This window comes from Amycolatopsis sp. NPDC051061, assembly GCF_040682935.1.
GTDB lineage: Bacteria > Actinomycetota > Actinomycetes > Mycobacteriales > Pseudonocardiaceae > Amycolatopsis.
On sequence record NZ_JBFBBZ010000026.1, the window covers coordinates 14,832 to 28,885 of the forward strand.

General features: G+C 69.9%; 13 protein-coding genes and 1 tRNA gene. 9 read left to right on the forward strand and 5 right to left on the reverse strand.

Annotated elements, in window-relative coordinates; all coding sequences use genetic code 11:
- Positions 1 to 51 precede the first annotated feature (51 nt).
- The gene (locus AB0N03_RS30765) at positions 52 to 2,226 is read left to right on the forward strand and encodes a transglycosylase domain-containing protein (protein ID WP_364378628.1); all 2,175 of its coding nucleotides are present in this window, start codon (positions 52 to 54) and stop codon (positions 2,224 to 2,226) included.
- 41 nt (positions 2,227 to 2,267) lie between these two features.
- On the opposite strand, the gene AB0N03_RS30770 is transcribed toward AB0N03_RS30765, so the two are convergent.
- A complete protein-coding gene (locus AB0N03_RS30770; protein WP_364378631.1) occupies positions 2,268 to 4,055 on the reverse strand; it encodes a protein kinase in 1,788 nt (595 codons plus the stop codon).
- A gap of 182 nt (positions 4,056 to 4,237) precedes the next feature.
- Between AB0N03_RS30770 and AB0N03_RS30775 the strand changes: the two genes are divergently transcribed.
- Both AB0N03_RS30775 and AB0N03_RS30780 read left to right on the forward strand, forming a co-directional pair.
- Positions 4,238 to 5,218 (forward strand): metallophosphoesterase, encoded by a 981-nt coding sequence (locus AB0N03_RS30775; protein WP_364378634.1) that lies wholly within the window; start codon positions 4,238 to 4,240, stop codon positions 5,216 to 5,218.
- Positions 5,219 to 5,247: 29 nt separating this feature from the next.
- Positions 5,248 to 5,321, forward strand: a tRNA-Pro gene (locus AB0N03_RS30780).
- Between the two features lie 127 nt (positions 5,322 to 5,448).
- On the opposite strand, the gene AB0N03_RS30785 is transcribed toward AB0N03_RS30780, so the two are convergent.
- Positions 5,449 to 6,213 (reverse strand): methyltransferase domain-containing protein, encoded by a 765-nt coding sequence (locus AB0N03_RS30785; protein WP_364378637.1) that lies wholly within the window; start codon positions 6,211 to 6,213, stop codon positions 5,449 to 5,451.
- Positions 6,214 to 6,252: 39 nt separating this feature from the next.
- On the opposite strand from AB0N03_RS30785, the gene AB0N03_RS30790 reads away from it, so the two are divergent.
- Entirely contained in the window at positions 6,253 to 8,103 is a 1,851-nt protein-coding gene (locus tag AB0N03_RS30790; RefSeq protein ID WP_364378640.1) for a prolyl oligopeptidase family serine peptidase, read from the forward strand.
- Positions 8,104 to 8,163: 60 nt separating this feature from the next.
- Here the strand turns inward: AB0N03_RS30790 and AB0N03_RS30795 are convergent, their stop codons facing one another.
- On the reverse strand, positions 8,164 to 8,349 hold the full coding sequence (locus AB0N03_RS30795; RefSeq protein WP_086859558.1) for a tautomerase family protein: 186 nt from the start codon (positions 8,347 to 8,349) through the stop codon (positions 8,164 to 8,166).
- A gap of 10 nt (positions 8,350 to 8,359) precedes the next feature.
- Entirely contained in the window at positions 8,360 to 8,986 is a 627-nt protein-coding gene (locus AB0N03_RS30800; RefSeq protein WP_364378643.1) for a TIGR03085 family metal-binding protein, read from the reverse strand.
- A gap of 73 nt (positions 8,987 to 9,059) precedes the next feature.
- Here AB0N03_RS30800 and AB0N03_RS30805 point away from each other — a divergent pair, with 73 nt between their 5' ends.
- The 5 genes from AB0N03_RS30805 (at position 9,060) to AB0N03_RS30825 (ending at position 13,600) form a co-directional block, all read left to right on the forward strand.
- A complete protein-coding gene (locus AB0N03_RS30805; protein ID WP_364378646.1) occupies positions 9,060 to 10,121 on the forward strand; it encodes an NADH:flavin oxidoreductase/NADH oxidase in 1,062 nt (353 codons plus the stop codon).
- 226 nt (positions 10,122 to 10,347) lie between these two features.
- A complete protein-coding gene (locus AB0N03_RS30810) occupies positions 10,348 to 11,025 on the forward strand; it encodes an HIT domain-containing protein (protein ID WP_364378649.1) in 678 nt (225 codons plus the stop codon).
- A gap of 40 nt (positions 11,026 to 11,065) precedes the next feature.
- Positions 11,066 to 12,136: a thiamine-phosphate kinase gene (thiL, locus tag AB0N03_RS30815; protein WP_364378652.1), complete on the forward strand. Its 1,071-nt coding sequence runs from the start codon at positions 11,066 to 11,068 to the stop codon at positions 12,134 to 12,136.
- Between the two features lie 24 nt (positions 12,137 to 12,160).
- A complete protein-coding gene (locus AB0N03_RS30820; RefSeq protein ID WP_364378655.1) occupies positions 12,161 to 12,928 on the forward strand; it encodes a hypothetical protein in 768 nt (255 codons plus the stop codon).
- A 69-nt stretch (positions 12,929 to 12,997) separates the two neighbouring features.
- Positions 12,998 to 13,600, forward strand: coding sequence for a class I SAM-dependent methyltransferase (locus tag AB0N03_RS30825; RefSeq protein WP_364378658.1), 603 nt, complete (start codon positions 12,998 to 13,000; stop codon positions 13,598 to 13,600).
- On the opposite strand, the gene AB0N03_RS30830 is transcribed toward AB0N03_RS30825, so the two are convergent.
- The gene (locus AB0N03_RS30830; RefSeq protein ID WP_364378660.1) at positions 13,542 to 13,985 is read right to left on the reverse strand and encodes an HIT family protein; all 444 of its coding nucleotides are present in this window, start codon (positions 13,983 to 13,985) and stop codon (positions 13,542 to 13,544) included. The two genes, AB0N03_RS30825 and AB0N03_RS30830, sit on opposite strands and share 59 nt — an antisense overlap.
- Positions 13,986 to 14,054 lie beyond the last annotated feature (69 nt).

Sequence of the window (14,054 nt, forward strand, 5' to 3'; positions counted from 1 at the left end):
CGGAGACACGGCGTCACCGGCGCCTGACTCACTCCGGGTAGCCTGGCCCTCGTGCGAAAAGCAGATGGTTTGTTCAAGCTCATCGGCCTCTGTCTGCTCGCGGGCGTGCTCGTCGCCGGCATGCTCTTCCCGGTCGTGGGGGCCGCAGGTGTGATGTCCAACCAGGCGAGCGAGACCGTCGAGAAGACGTCGTCCGACCTCGCGGACATCCCGCCGCCGCTGGTCACGACGGTCACCGACAGCACCGGGAAGCCGATCGCGACCCTGTACGACCAGTACCGGCTGCCGATCACCCCGGACCAGATCAACGAGGCCATGAAGTGGGCCCTGGTCTCGGTCGAGGACAAGCGGTTCTACGACCACCACGGCGTCGACTGGCAGGGCACGCTGCGCGCGGCCGTCAGCAACAGCACGGGCGCCGACACGCAGGGCGCCTCGACGCTGACCCAGCAGTACGTCAAGAACTACCTGATCAACGTCGTCTACCGGAACGACCAGGTCGGCCAGAAGAAGGCCCAGGAGCAGTCGGTCGCCCGCAAGCTCAAGGAAGCGCGGATCGCGATCCAGCTCGAGACGAAGCTGAGCAAGCAGCAGATCCTCGCCGGTTACCTGAACATCGTCGAGTTCTCCCGGCAGATCTTCGGGATCGGCGCCGCCGCGCACGCGTACTTCAACACGACGCCCGAGAAGCTGACCGTGCCGCAGGCCGCCCTGCTGGCCGGGCTGGTCAACAACCCGGTCAACAACGACCCCTGGAAGCACGCGGACAAGGCCACCGCACGCCGCAACCTCGTCCTCGACCGGATGGTGGAGAACAAGAAGCTCGCCAAGGCCGACGCCGACCGCTTCAAGGCCGAGCCGCTGGGCGTCGTGCCGGACTTCCCGGCCAAGCCGGCGGCCAACTGCATCGGCGCGGGCCCGGAGTCCGGGTTCTTCTGCCAGTACGTCGAGGACTACCTCCTCAAGGCCGGCGGGATGACGAAGGACCAGCTCTACACCGGCGGCTACACGATCAAGACGACGCTGGACGAGCGCGCCAACCACGAGGCGAAGGTCTCGGCCGAGGCGCAGGTGAAGAAGACCCAGCCGTACGTGGCGAACACGTTGTCCCTGATCAGACCGGGCAAGGAGCGGCACGAGGTGGTCGCGCTGGCCGCGAACCGCGACTACGGCCAGAACCAGGACGAAGGCCAGACGACGTACGCGCTGCCGACCGGCGTCTACAACACCGGTGGCGCGGGGTCGACGTTCAAGATCTTCACCTCCGCAGCCGTCCTCGACAAGGGCCTCGCGGGCATCTACTCGCCGGTCGACATGCCGGACTCCTACACGTCACGCGTGTTCTCGACCGGCAAGGGCGGCTGCAGCACCACGCCGACCGGAAAGCCCGCCACGTACTGGTACTGCGTCGGGAACGCGGGCGACTACAGCCGCGTGGGCGCCAACGCGACGCTCCAGACGGCGTTGGCGACTTCCCCGAACACCACGTTCGTGGGACTCGAGGACAAGCTCGGCAGCACCGGCCCCGCCATCGACATGGCGAAACGGCTCGGCCTGCGTGACACGATGGCGAGCAACACCGGCGGTGGCCCGGTCGACCCGAGCGTCAAGAGCAAGAGCCAGAGCCAGGCAGAGGCGTACGGCCCCAACGGGAACAGCCCGGGCTTCGGCGCGTTCACGCTCGGATTCAGCCCGGTGAGCGGTTTGGAGATGGGCAACGTCGCCGCGACGATCCTCTCGGGCGGGGTCTGGTGCCCGCCGACCCCGCTCGCCGGGGTGACCGACCGCAACGGTCAGCCGGTGCCGGTCAAGGAAGCCCCGTGCGAGCAGGCGGTGCCGGAGGGCTTGGCGAACACGCTCGCCGTCGGAATGAGCAAGGACGACCAGCCGGGCGGCACGTCGGCCGCCGCGGCGGCCGCGGCGAAGTGGGACCGCCCGATCATCGGCAAGACGGGCACGACGCAGGGCAACGTCTCGGCGACGTTCGTCGGCGGCACCCCGCAGCTGGCGGGCGCGGCGATGACGTTCAAGTTCGGCGGCGGCCAGGGCGGTATCTGCGACGCGGGACCGGGCAACGTCCGGGTCTGCGGCAGCGGGAACATCTTCGGTGGCAAGGCACCCGCGCGGACCTGGTTCGGCGCGATGAAGAACATCATGGACGCGAGCCAGCCGAGAATGGAGCTACCGCAACCGGATCCGCACTACATGGGCGGCGGCGCACGCTAGCCACCGAAGGGGCCCGCGGGAAACCGCGGGCCCCTTCGCCGTCAGTTCCGCGGCATTTCCGACAGGATCTCGGTGTTCCACCACTGGTAGAGCTTGTCCAGCTCGTCGTTGTCAGTGACCTTCGTGGACAGCAGGATGCCGGCCACGAGGTTCGCCTTCTCCGTCCACACCAGCTGCGCCGGATCGCCCAGGAAGCACGTCAGGTACTCCCCGGGGACCGGATTCGGGACTTCGGCGCGGTAGTACGTTCCCCAGATCTTCGGGTACTTGTCCGGGCGGCACGCGCCCTGGGCGTCGTTGCGGGTGAGGCCCTGGGTCTTCACGATGTTCTGGAAGAAGGCGTCCATCGCCGCCGCGTCCGCGAAGCGCAGGAACTTCGCTCCCGTCGGTTGCGGGAACAGGACGTTGCCGATCTTCACGTCTCCGACGTTCGAGTCCGCGCACTCGACCGCGGCGGCCGCGCCGGCCGGCACCGCCGCGTCCTCACACGTGTATTGCTTGTAGACGGCCGGGAGCGCCGCGTAGAGCTTCTCGTCGTGCGTCGGCTTCGGTTCCGATGTGGACGGTGGCGGCGGGGTCGTCTTCTCGGACGTCGGCGCGGATGCCGACGTCGCGGGGTCGACGGTCACCGGGACCAGCGGCTCGCCGGTCTGCGTCTTGTCGTCCTTCGTCACCAGGTACGTGATCACCAGCGCGACCACGACAACCCCGGCGAGCGCGGCGCACAGCGCGATCCACCGGTTGCGCCGGGGCCCCGCCGCCGCGACCTTGTCCGCCGGCCCGGGGTACCGGGCCGGCGCCGGGTGGGCACCGGTCGGCGGCCCGCCGTACGGCCCGGCCGGGACCGGTGTCGCCCGCGGGGGCGTCAGCGGCGCGGGCATGGCGTGCTGCCGGGAAACCGGCCCGGAGAACGTGGGCGGCGGCGCGGCCAGGGTGGGCGGCGGGGCGGCCGAGGTGGGCCGCGGCGGGGTCACCGGGACCGGCAGGGTCTGCTGCCACGTCGGGATCGGCGGCGCGGGCGCGGTGAGCGCGGCCCGGACGGCGTCGGTGAACGCGGCCGCCGTCGGATACCGGCCGGCCGGGCTCTTCGCCATCCCGCGCGCCACGACGGCGTCCAGCCCCACGGGCAGGCCCGGCCGCTCCTGCGAAAGCACCGGCGGCGGCGCGTTCAGGTGCGCGCCCATCTGCGCGGCCGCGCCGTCCGCCTGGAACGGGCGATGCCCGGTGAGGCACTCGAAGAAGACGCACGCGAGCGCGTAGACGTCGACGAGCCCGGTGATCGGCGCGTCACCGAAGCGTTCCGGCGCCATGTAGTCGAGCGTGCCGATCACGTTGCCGGTGCCGGTGATCGACGTCCCCTCGCCGCTCATCGACCGCGCGATGCCGAAGTCCACGAGGTACACGAAGTCGCTGTTCGTGACGAGCACGTTGGACGGCTTGACGTCCCGGTGCACCAGGCCGTCCTCGTGGGCGGCGTCGAGCGCGCCCGCGACCTGCTCGACGATCCCCACCGCGCACTCGGGCGTCAGCGGGCCGTCCTCGAGCAGCTCCTTCAGGTCTTTGCCCTCGACGAGCCGCATGTCGAGGTACAGCTGCCCGTCGATTTCGCCGTACGCGTGGATCGGGATCACGTGCGGCTCGCGCAGCCGCGCGACGATCTGCGACTCGCGGCGGAACCGCGCGCGGAACGCCTCGTCACCCGCGTTCGGCCCGGACAACAGCTTCAGCGCGACGACGCGATCGTGCGCCGTGTCGTAGGCGCGGTGGACCTCGCCCATGCCACCGCGGCCCAGCAGGCCTTCGATGCGATACGGCCCGAACTGCTCCATCGTTCTCCCCAAGCCCCCCGGCTTGTCACCCGTGACAACCGGGGCTCCGCCCCGGGCCGGGGGCTCCGCCACCCGGAACCCCCGCAAAAGCACCCGTAATCAGGCCGACGCAAATGCTAAGCGGCAGGTTCCCCGGAACGGCGGCGAAGTCACCCAACCGTTGAGCACGTATCCTGGACTCCGTGAGCACGCTCAGTAACAAATCCACGTCGGGGGCGACAGCGGCACGCCTCGCCGCCGGGACGCTGGCGCTCGGCGCCGCGACCCTCGGTTACGCCGTCGGCATCGAACGGCGCCACTGGACCCTGCGCACCGCCCAGCTCCCGGTGCTGGCGCCCGGCTCGCGGCCGTTCACCATCCTGCACGTTTCGGACCTGCACATGCTGCCGGGGCACCGCAGCAAGCAGCGCTGGGTCGCCGCGCTCGACGAGCTCGACCCCGACCTCGTCGTCAACACCGGCGACAACCTCTCGCACCACCAGGCCGTCCCGTCCGTGCTGCGCGCGCTGGGCCCGCTGCTCGACCGCCCGGGCGTGTTCGTCTTCGGTAGCAACGACTACTACGCGCCGAAGCCCAAGAACCCGGCCCGCTACCTGATGCCGCACGGCAAGAAGAAGCGCGTCCACGGCGTCCAGCTGCCGTGGCGCGACCTGCGCGCGGCGTTCGTCGAGCACGGCTGGACCGACCTGACGCACGTCCGCCGCACGATCGACGTCGGCGGGCAGTCGGTGTTCGCGGCCGGCGTCGACGACCCCCACCTGCGCCGCGACCGCTACACCGACATCGCCGGCCCGGCCGACAGCGGCGCGGCCGTCCGCATCGGCGTCACGCACTCGCCGGAGCCGCGGGTGCTCGACACGTTCGCCACGGACGGTTACGACCTGGTCCTGGCGGGCCACACCCACGGCGGCCAGCTCCGGCTCCCGGGTTACGGCGCGCTGGTCACGAACTGTGAGCTGGATCGCACCCGCGCCCGCGGCGCCTCGCGCTGGGGCGCGCACATGTGGCTGCACGTTTCGGCCGGGTTGGGGACGTCGCCGTGGGCGCCGGCGCGGTTCGCGTGCCCCCCCGAGGCGAGCCTGTTGACGCTGGTCCCGCGCGGATCGGGGACGGCGAAGCCCCGAAAGCTGGCCCCCCGAAAAGCCCACGACACCGTCCGCTAGACTTCTCCACGACCCGTTAAGCAGTACCTCGGGGTGTGGCGCAGCTTGGTAGCGTGCCTCGTTCGGGTCGAGGAGGTCGTGGGTTCGAATCCCGCCACCCCGACGAGAGTGCCGAGAGGGCCGGTGTGTTGGCGGAAAGCGCCGACCAAGCTGGCCCTCTCGGCATTTTTTGGGGTCGAACCCCAAACCCCGCCGGGCGGCTTCGCCCCCGGACCCCCCGCGCGTCCCGGCTATCGCGTCGCCGTCACTTCGACCCAGCATTGACTGAAATCCCCGTCACCACCGCGCACCCACGTCAAGGCCGAACGGGCCGCGCTCGCCAGCTGGTCCCGGTCGCGGCCCGGCTCCGCTGCCGCCGCCTCCAAGCGGGACTCCACGTACCTCGCCAGGTCGCGGTAACTCATGTCGGAGCGGTAGCGGGCTCTCGACACGATCTCCGTGAACCCCGCCGCCGCGCACTGTTCGGCGATCACCCGGCCCGCGAACGGGTTGCCACCCGCCTGGCGGCGCAGCAGGTAATGGCCACGCAGGGCCGCGTCGACGTTCGCCGTCTTCGGACGAACACGCGCCTTGCTCCAGTCCGAAGTGGACAAAGCCAGTCTGCCGCCCGGCTTCAGCACCCGGCGCAGCTCCGCGAGCGCGTCCAACGGTGCGGCCAAGTGCTCGAACAACGCGTGGGAGAAAGCGACGTCCACGCTCGCGTCGGCGAACGGCAGGTCGTACGCCGACGCCACCAGGAAGTCCACTGTGGACCTTCCGGCCCGGCGCGCGATGTCGCGGGCCATCGCGATCTGACCCGCGTCGAGGTCGATGCCCGTCACGCGGGATTCCGCGGCGAGACCGAGCGTGATCGAGCCCGGGCCGCAGCCGAGGTCGACCACCCACATCCCCGGTCCGAACAGCGGCTGGGCGAACGTCGCGCGTTCCGCCGCCGTGCGCGCGGACATCATCGAAACCGCGTCTCGCCCGTAGCCCGGCGCGTAACCCTCCAGCACCCCGCACACAGTACGGCCAGAAGGTGGCAGGATCGAGGGGTGAGCACGCAGTCAGCCAAGCAATTCCCGCCCGCGGTGGTCCCGGACCGGCTGTTCGACGACGCCGAAGCCGAAGCCCGCTGGCGCGCCCGCTTCCACGCCCCCCGCATCTCGACGCCCGATTGGGCCCGCGACGCCCCCGACGCCAACGTCTACGTCTCCAACGCCAGCGGCGTCTGGGAGGTCTACGCCTGGAACCGCGCGACCGGCGAGCACCGCCGCGTCACCGACCGGCCGAACGGCACCCTGCACGCGACGCCGTCCCCGGACGGCGAGTGGCTCTGGTGGTTCGACGACACCGACGGCGACGAGTTCGGCTCCTGGGTGCGCGAGCCGTTCGCCGCGACCGAGGGCAGCAAGCCCGAGAAGGCCGTGCCGGACGTCCACGACGGCTACCCGGCCGGCCTCGAGATCGGCGCCAAGCTCGTCGCGGTCGGCGTCTCGACCGACGACGGCAGCGAGCTGTTCGCCCGGATCGACGGCGAGACCCACCGCTTCTACAGCCACGCGGACGACGCCGGCATCGCGTCGCTCTCCCGCGACGAGAGCCTGATCGCGATCTCCCACTCCGAGCACGGCGACTCGCGGCACCCCGCGCTGCGGGTGCTGGCGACCGACGGGTTCGCCGCGGTGGCCGAGAAGTGGGACGGCGAAGGCAAGGGCCTGACCGCCCTGGAGTTCTCCCCGCTGCCCGGCGACCAGCGCCTGCTGGTGCTGCACGAACGCCGGGGCCGCGAGGAACTGCTCGTCTGGGACGTCCGGGACGACTCCGAGACGGAGCTCGAGCTCGACCTGCCCGGCGAGGTCGTCGCGGGCTGGTACCCGGACGCGCGGGCCCTGCTCGTCGTCCACTTCCACGAAGGCCGGAGCTCGTTGTACCGCTACGACCTCGACACGGCCGAGCTGTCCTCTGTGGACACTCCGGCCGGCCGGATCGGCGGCGCCGGGGTCCGTCCGGACGGGACGGTCGAGTACTCGTGGTCCAGCGCCGCCGAGCCGGCCGCGGTCCGGTCACGGACCACCGACGGCGCGGACTCCGTGCTGCTCGAGCCGCCGGGTGACCGCGCGCCCGGGTCGGAGCCGGTGACCGACGCGTTCGTCGAAGGCGTCGGCGGCCGGATCCACGCGCTGGTGTCGCGGCCGCCCGGGGCGCCGGAGGGCCCGCTGCCGACGGTGTTCTCCCTGCACGGCGGCCCGCACGCCGCGGACGAGGACCGGTTCTCGGCCTACCGCGCGACCTGGCTCGACGCCGGGTTCGCCGTGATCGAGGTCAACTACCGCGGCTCGACCGGCTACGGCTCGGCCTGGCGCGACGCCATCGAGGGCCGGCCTGGCCTGACCGAGCTGGAGGACGTCGCCTCGGTCCACGACTGGGCCGTCCAAAGTGGACTCAGCGATCCGGCCAAGTGCGTCGTGAACGGCGCTTCGTGGGGCGGTTACCTGTCCCTGCTGGCGATCGGCACCCAGCCGACCCGGTGGGCGGCGGCCGTCGCCGGGGTGCCGGTGGCGGACTACGTCGCCGCGTACGAAGACGAGATGGAGCAGCTGCGCTCGTTCGACCGCGCGCTCTTCGGCGGTTCGCCGGAGGACGTGCCGGCGGTGTACCGGGAGTGCTCGCCGCTCACGTACGTCGACGCTGTGACGGCGCCGGTGCTGGTGCTGGCCGGCGACAACGACCCGCGCTGCCCGATCCGCCAGATCGAGAACTACCTCGACCGGCTCGGCGGCCGCGACCTGCACCACGAGTTCTACCGCTACGACGCGGGCCACGGCTCGCTGGTGATCGCGGAGACGATCAAGCAGACGTCGATCGAGGTCAACTTCGCCCAGCGGGCCCTCGGCCTGCGCTGACGCTTGTCATGAGGGGCACCGTCATGGCTTTAAGTCCATGACGGTGCCCCTCCATGACATTCAGCGTTCGGAGTGCAGGACGCCGCCGGTGGCCCAGTGGTCGGCGCCGATCTCGACGAGCGTCACCTGGACCCCCTCGGGCTTGCCGCCGCAGGTGCGGACGAACGCGTCGGTCAGCTCCCGGACCAGGGCGCTCTTCTGGGCGGGCGTGCGGCCGGGGAACATGGCAACGCTGATCATCGGCATGCAGCGCAGCCTAGAGCCCGCGCTGCACCGACTGAAGACGGCTGACCGCGGCCGCGTCCCCCTCGAAGCCGAGGTGCACGGCGTCGCGGCCGAAGACGAACAGCAGCAGGTCCATCGGCTCGCCGACCACCGTGACCGGGTCGGGCCCGGTCTTGACGGCGGCTTCCCGGCCGTCTTTCGTGCGCAGGGTCACCCCGACCGGAGACTTGCGGAGGTTGAGCTTCGCGGCGCCCTTGGCCGAGCGCCACGCGGCGGCGTCCCGGGTGGCATCGGCGGGCCGCGGCTCCCAGCCGGGCTGCGCGCGCCGGACGTCTTCGTGGTGGACGAGGAACTCGGCGGTGTTGGTCAGCTCGTCGAGCGGGCCGATCGCGGTGGGCCAGAACTTCGACGGGCCCTTCCGGACCTGCTCGACCAAGCTCGTCCACGGCTTCGCGGCGTAGCGGTCCTGGACCTTCCGCGTGTACCCGGCGAGCGCGGGCACCATGATCCCGGGCGCGGCATCCGGCCGGTGCTCACGCACGACGAGGTGCGCGGCGAGATCCCGCGTCGTCCAGCCTTCGCACAACGTGGGCGCGTCGGGCCCGAGGTCGTGGAGGAGCGAGCTCAACGCCTGGCGTTCGTCAGCAGCGACACCCATGTGGTCGACGTTACCCGTCGGTAGACGCCCTGGCGACGGGAAGAGACGGCGGGCACGTGTCGTTGATCGAAAGGTGAGCCGACTCTTCAGCCCGATCACCGTTCGCGGCCTCACCCTGCCGAACCGCGCGTGGGTGTCGCCGATGTGCCAGTACTCCGCGACCGACGGCGTCCCGGACGACTGGCACCTCGTGCACCTCGGCCAGTTCGCCACCGGTGGCGCCGGGCTCGTCATGACCGAAGCGACCGCCGTCGTGCCCGAAGGGCGGATCAGCCCGCAGGACACCGGCATCTGGAACGACGCGCAGGCCGAGGCGTGGCGGCGGATCGCCGGCTTCGTCCACCGGCAGGGCACCGCGATCGGCATGCAGCTGGGGCACGCCGGCCGCAAGGGCTCGACGCGGCGGCCGTGGGAAGGCAGCGGCAGCGTCCCCGTCGACGAGGGCGGCTGGCCGAGCGTCGGCGCCGACGCGCAGCCCTTCGGCACCTACACCCCCGCGCGGCCGCTCACCACGGACGAGGTCAGCGCCCTTCCGGACGCCTTCGCGGAAGCGGCCGGAAGGGCGGTCGACGCCGGGTTCGACCTGCTCGAACTGCACTTCGCCCACGGTTACCTGGTCCACCAGTTCCTGTCCCCGCTGTCGAACACCCGCACCGACCGCTACGGCGGCGACTTCGAGGGCCGCACCCGCCTGGCGCTGGAGATCGCCGACGCGGTGCGGGCGCGAACCGACGTCCCCCTGTTCGCCCGGCTGTCGGCCACGGACTGGACGGACGACGGCTGGACGCTCGACGAATCGGTCCGCCTGGCGAAGCTCCTCGCCGAGCGCGGGATCGACCTGATCGACACGTCGAGCGGCGGCAACACCCCGAACCCGGACATCCCGGTCGGCCCGGGCTACCAGGTCCCGTTCGCCGAGCGGATCCGCGCGGAAACCGGCCTCCCGACCGGCGCGGTCGGCATGATCACGAACCCGCAGCAGGCGGAGGACATCATCGCCGGCGGCGAAGCGGACGTCGTGTTCCTGGCCCGCGCCCTGCTGCGCGACCCGCACTGGCCGCTCCGGGCGGCGAACACCCTCGAAGCGGACGTCCGGTGGCCGGACCAGTACGCCCGCGCCAAGTCCTGGCACTGACGCGCCTCACGGTTACCCGCGAACTGCGGTGAAGAAGCCGAACAACTGTTTCTTCGTCCGCTCCGAGCTCCGAGACCGGCCAAAATCAAAGACGGCTGTGATCCGTGCTCGTGCACGGCGACAATCTGTCAACCTTTTGTCCCGTGCGGCCCGTCCGAATGGTGGTTTTACCCGGCGGATCGGCACCGTAATATGCGCCTGGAACCATCCACGAGATGGGGGTGGCATGATCACCGAAGTAGCGTGCCAGGGAGCTGACCTCTGCCAGGAGCTCTCCGGCTCGACCGATACGTCCTTCACCCGCGTTTACGAGGGCGACCCGCCGAGCCGCCGGATTTTCTCCACCAGCCGGTTCGAAGTACTGGCGGACATGTCGCCGCTGGTCGTCGGGCACCTGCTCGTCCTCCCCAAGCAGCACCACCTCTCGTTCGCCAGGCTGATCGCCGACGACCACACCGAACTGCGGAGCCTGCTGGCCTGGCTCGTTCCTCGGTACGCCGCCACTTTCGCCCCGCCGTTGGTGCTCGAGCACGGCTCGACCGAAGAGATGGGCCGGCAGGCCTGCATCACCCACGCGCACTGGCACGTTTTCCCGCTCTCCGGAGATGCCGTGGACGACGCCCTCGGAAGCGCGGGACTTCCCTACCTGGATCTGGCCGGGCTCGACGAGCTCGGCCACGAACCCTGGCCCAGCCACTCCTATTACTTCCGCCTGTACCGTGACCGCGCGCGGGTTTATCTGCCCGCCGAGACCAATCCGCGCCAGTACCTTCGTTCGATCGTCGGATCGATACTCGAGATCGAAGACCCGGAATGGGACTATTCGCTCGTCACGAGAAAGGATCAGCTGCGGCTCACCCTGCGGATGACCGCGTCGTGGACGGCTTCACGGATCGAAACCTAGACCGAGCTCATCCCCCGGAGCACCGAGACGAGTCGATGCGATGTCCGCAGAAGACCACTGTTCCGACGAGCCGACCCGGCTCGAGAACACGATCATGGCGATCTTCTCGAGCCAGACACCCAACTACCGGGCACGGGAGGCGGCACCGGCCAGCCAGGTGCGCCTCACCGCCGGCGCGGACACCCAAGACGACTGCGCGGTCTTCTCGTTCCACGGGAACCAGCAGCTCGTGGTGGGCTCCGACTACGTTCGCGGGCCGAAGTTCCGGCTGTACGAGTACGGACTGCTGACCGAGTACGACCTCGGGTACTACCTCGCCGCCGCGAACATCAGCGACGTGGCGGCCATGGGCGCCCACCCCATCGGGCTGCTCTCGGTGATCAGATATCCGCCCGCCATGACGGATTTCGTCTTCAAGCAGGTCGTGCTGGGGATCCACGACGCCTGCGAGACGTTCGGGGCGCCGAACGTGGGCGGCGACATCGGCGGAGCCGAGCGGCTCATCCTGTCCGCGACCGCCCTGGGGGTCTGCCGCCCCGGCGGAGCCCTCTTGCGCAGTGGCGCGAAGGCCGGCGAACTGGTCTGCCTCACCGGGCCCACGGGCACGGCCGGCGCCGCGACCGCGTACTTCCGGGCCCGCGACACCAGCGATGACATCGAAACCCGGCACCGGGAGGAACTGCTGGCCAGCTGGGCTCGTCCCCGCGCGCGAACCACCGCCGGTATCACCATGGGCGAAAGCGGGGTCGTCACGAGCTGCCAGGACACGTCCGACGGGCTCAAGGCGACCCTCGAGTGCGTGGCGAGCGCCAGCGGCGTCGGCATCACCGTGTTCGAGGACCGGCTGAGGATTCCCCCGCCGGTCCGAGCGGTCTGCCGGCACCTCCGCCTGGATCCGCTGGAGGTCGTCATGGGGGATTCCGTCGATTTCGAGCTGCTCTTCACGGTCCCGCCGGAAAAGCAGGACCCGCTCGAGGAGATGTTCGACGAAGCCGGAGCCGAGTTCCACTCGATCGGCGTGACGACGAGCGAGATGGGCGTCCGCCTTGAAACCAGATCAGGGCAACGCCTGCCCCTGCCGGGGAAGTCCTGGCGACACCAGCAGAACTGACCTCGGCTCGGCGGGAGTGACCCCTTGACGCGCGGGATGGCGAAACTGGCCGATCGCTCGTTCCTGCTCCTGGGCACCCTGTGCCTCGCCGGAAACGCCTACCACGTCCCCTCCGCCGGCGCCTGGTCGTCGATCCTGCAGGGAAAGCCCTACTTGTTGCCGCTCTTCCTGCTGGTCGTCGGGGTCTTCGGCGCTTTCACCCCGTTCGAGCAGTGGCAATCCCGGTCGGTCTCGGACCAGAACGTGTTGATGCGCCGCAGCATCCTGTCGAGCTTCGGGAAGATCCTAGAACTTGCTACCCGCATCGAACCACCGTTGGAGACGGGCGATCTGGCACTGCACGTGTGGCGGAAGCGCCGGAGCATCCGCCATCCCGTTTCCGGCACGCTCAAGCGGGTGGCCACCTACCGGATGGCAACGTCCCCGATGACCCGGGCGTTCTCGCCGCTGAAGGGAGTCGGCGCTATCGGCTTGTGCTGGCAGAACGACCAGGAAATCCGGATCAACGCAACAGAACTGACCGAGACGATCGGATCGGAGACCGAGTTCGACAAGTATGTCGACGAGTTCGGCCCTGGCGCTGTGATGAACCTGACCTGGCGGCAGTTCGAATACTTCAGGCACCGGACAGCCCTCTTCGCCGTTCCCATCCGGAACGGGCGGAGCAAGTTCATCGGGTGCATCAGCGTGGACGCGAGCCGTGGCTTCGAAATCCTCAACGACCGGATACTGATCGAAGAAATGAGCAATCTCAGCCTAGCGATCGGACAGGACGATTTTCAGTTCGTGTAGCGCGCCCGGTCCATGCACCCGGTAGTCGCCGAGATGCGTGCTGTCTACGACCAAGGAGCCACCGCCTACGTGGACACGACCGGAGACTTCGAGCTCTTCCCTGGACTCGACGAGGAACTGACCCGCTTCGGCGAGAGAACGCCGGCCGGCGGTGTCGTGCTCGATCTCGGCTGCGGGGTCGGCCGGGACACCGAGTGGCTCGCCGCGCGAGGGTTCTTCGTCGTCCCGGGCGACCTCAGCCACCCGATGCTCCGGCTCAGCGCCCGGCGGGTGCCCGCGGTCGACCACGTTCAGCTCGACATGACCGCGTTGCCGTTCCGCGACGCCGTGTTCGCCGGAGCCTGGGTCTGCGCGAGCATGATCCACCTCCCGCGCTGCCTGCTGCCGGCGGCGGTGCAGGACCTGCACCGGGTGCTGCGCCCCGGCGCGGCGGCCGCGATCAGCATGAAGGAGGGCAGCGAAGAGGGCTGGCGCGTCGGCACCAAGCTGGCCGACGAGCGGTGGTTCACCGACGTGCGCAGGCACGACTTCGCCGACCTGATGCAGGACGCCGGCTTCGTGCGGATCGTGACGGTGCCGAGCGGACGCGGCAGCTGGTTCGTCGCCGAGGGGATCAGGAACCCGTCGGAGAGCTCCACGCGTCCGGATCGCAGTCCGGGAAAATCCGCCTGATGCCCCCGCGCGGGTCGCTGACGTCCCCGTCGTAGCGCGGAATCAGGTGAACGTGCAGGTGGTCGACCGTCCGTCCCGCGGCCCGGCCTTCGTTGACGCCGATCGTGTACCCGTTCGGCCGGTACTTTTCTTCCAGCTTCGCCTTGACGTCCGTCATCAAGGCGTACATCTCCCGGATCTCGTCCGGATCGATCTCGAAGAAGGAGAGGATGTGTCTCTTGGGAACGATCTCGACGTGCCCTTCGGTGGCCGGGAAATTGTCGAGACGTGCGTAGAAGTTCGGCGTCTCGCTGAGCACGGTGTTCATGGTCGAATCATCGAAACGGCAGAACAGGCAACTGTGCAATCCCACGGACGGAAGATCGACGGCGGCAGCGTGGTTCATTGAACACCTCGGCTTCACTCAATGTCACGGAACTGTTACAATCCGATGGAACGTCCGCTGCTGCCGACC

Coding starts and splice junctions, on each gene's coding strand:
- AB0N03_RS30795 (WP_086859558.1), bottom strand. CDS start 8,349: ATGCCGATGATCAGCGTTGCCATGTTCCCCGGCCGCACGCCCGCCCAG.
- AB0N03_RS30810 (WP_364378649.1), top strand. CDS start 10,348: ATGATCACCGAAGTAGCGTGCCAGGGAGCTGACCTCTGCCAGGAGCTC.
- AB0N03_RS30800 (WP_364378643.1), bottom strand. CDS start 8,986: ATGGGTGTCGCTGCTGACGAACGCCAGGCGTTGAGCTCGCTCCTCCAC.
- AB0N03_RS30770 (WP_364378631.1), bottom strand. CDS start 4,055: ATGGAGCAGTTCGGGCCGTATCGCATCGAAGGCCTGCTGGGCCGCGGT.
- thiL (WP_364378652.1), top strand. CDS start 11,066: ATGTCCGCAGAAGACCACTGTTCCGACGAGCCGACCCGGCTCGAGAAC.
- AB0N03_RS30830 (WP_364378660.1), bottom strand. CDS start 13,985: ATGAACCACGCTGCCGCCGTCGATCTTCCGTCCGTGGGATTGCACAGT.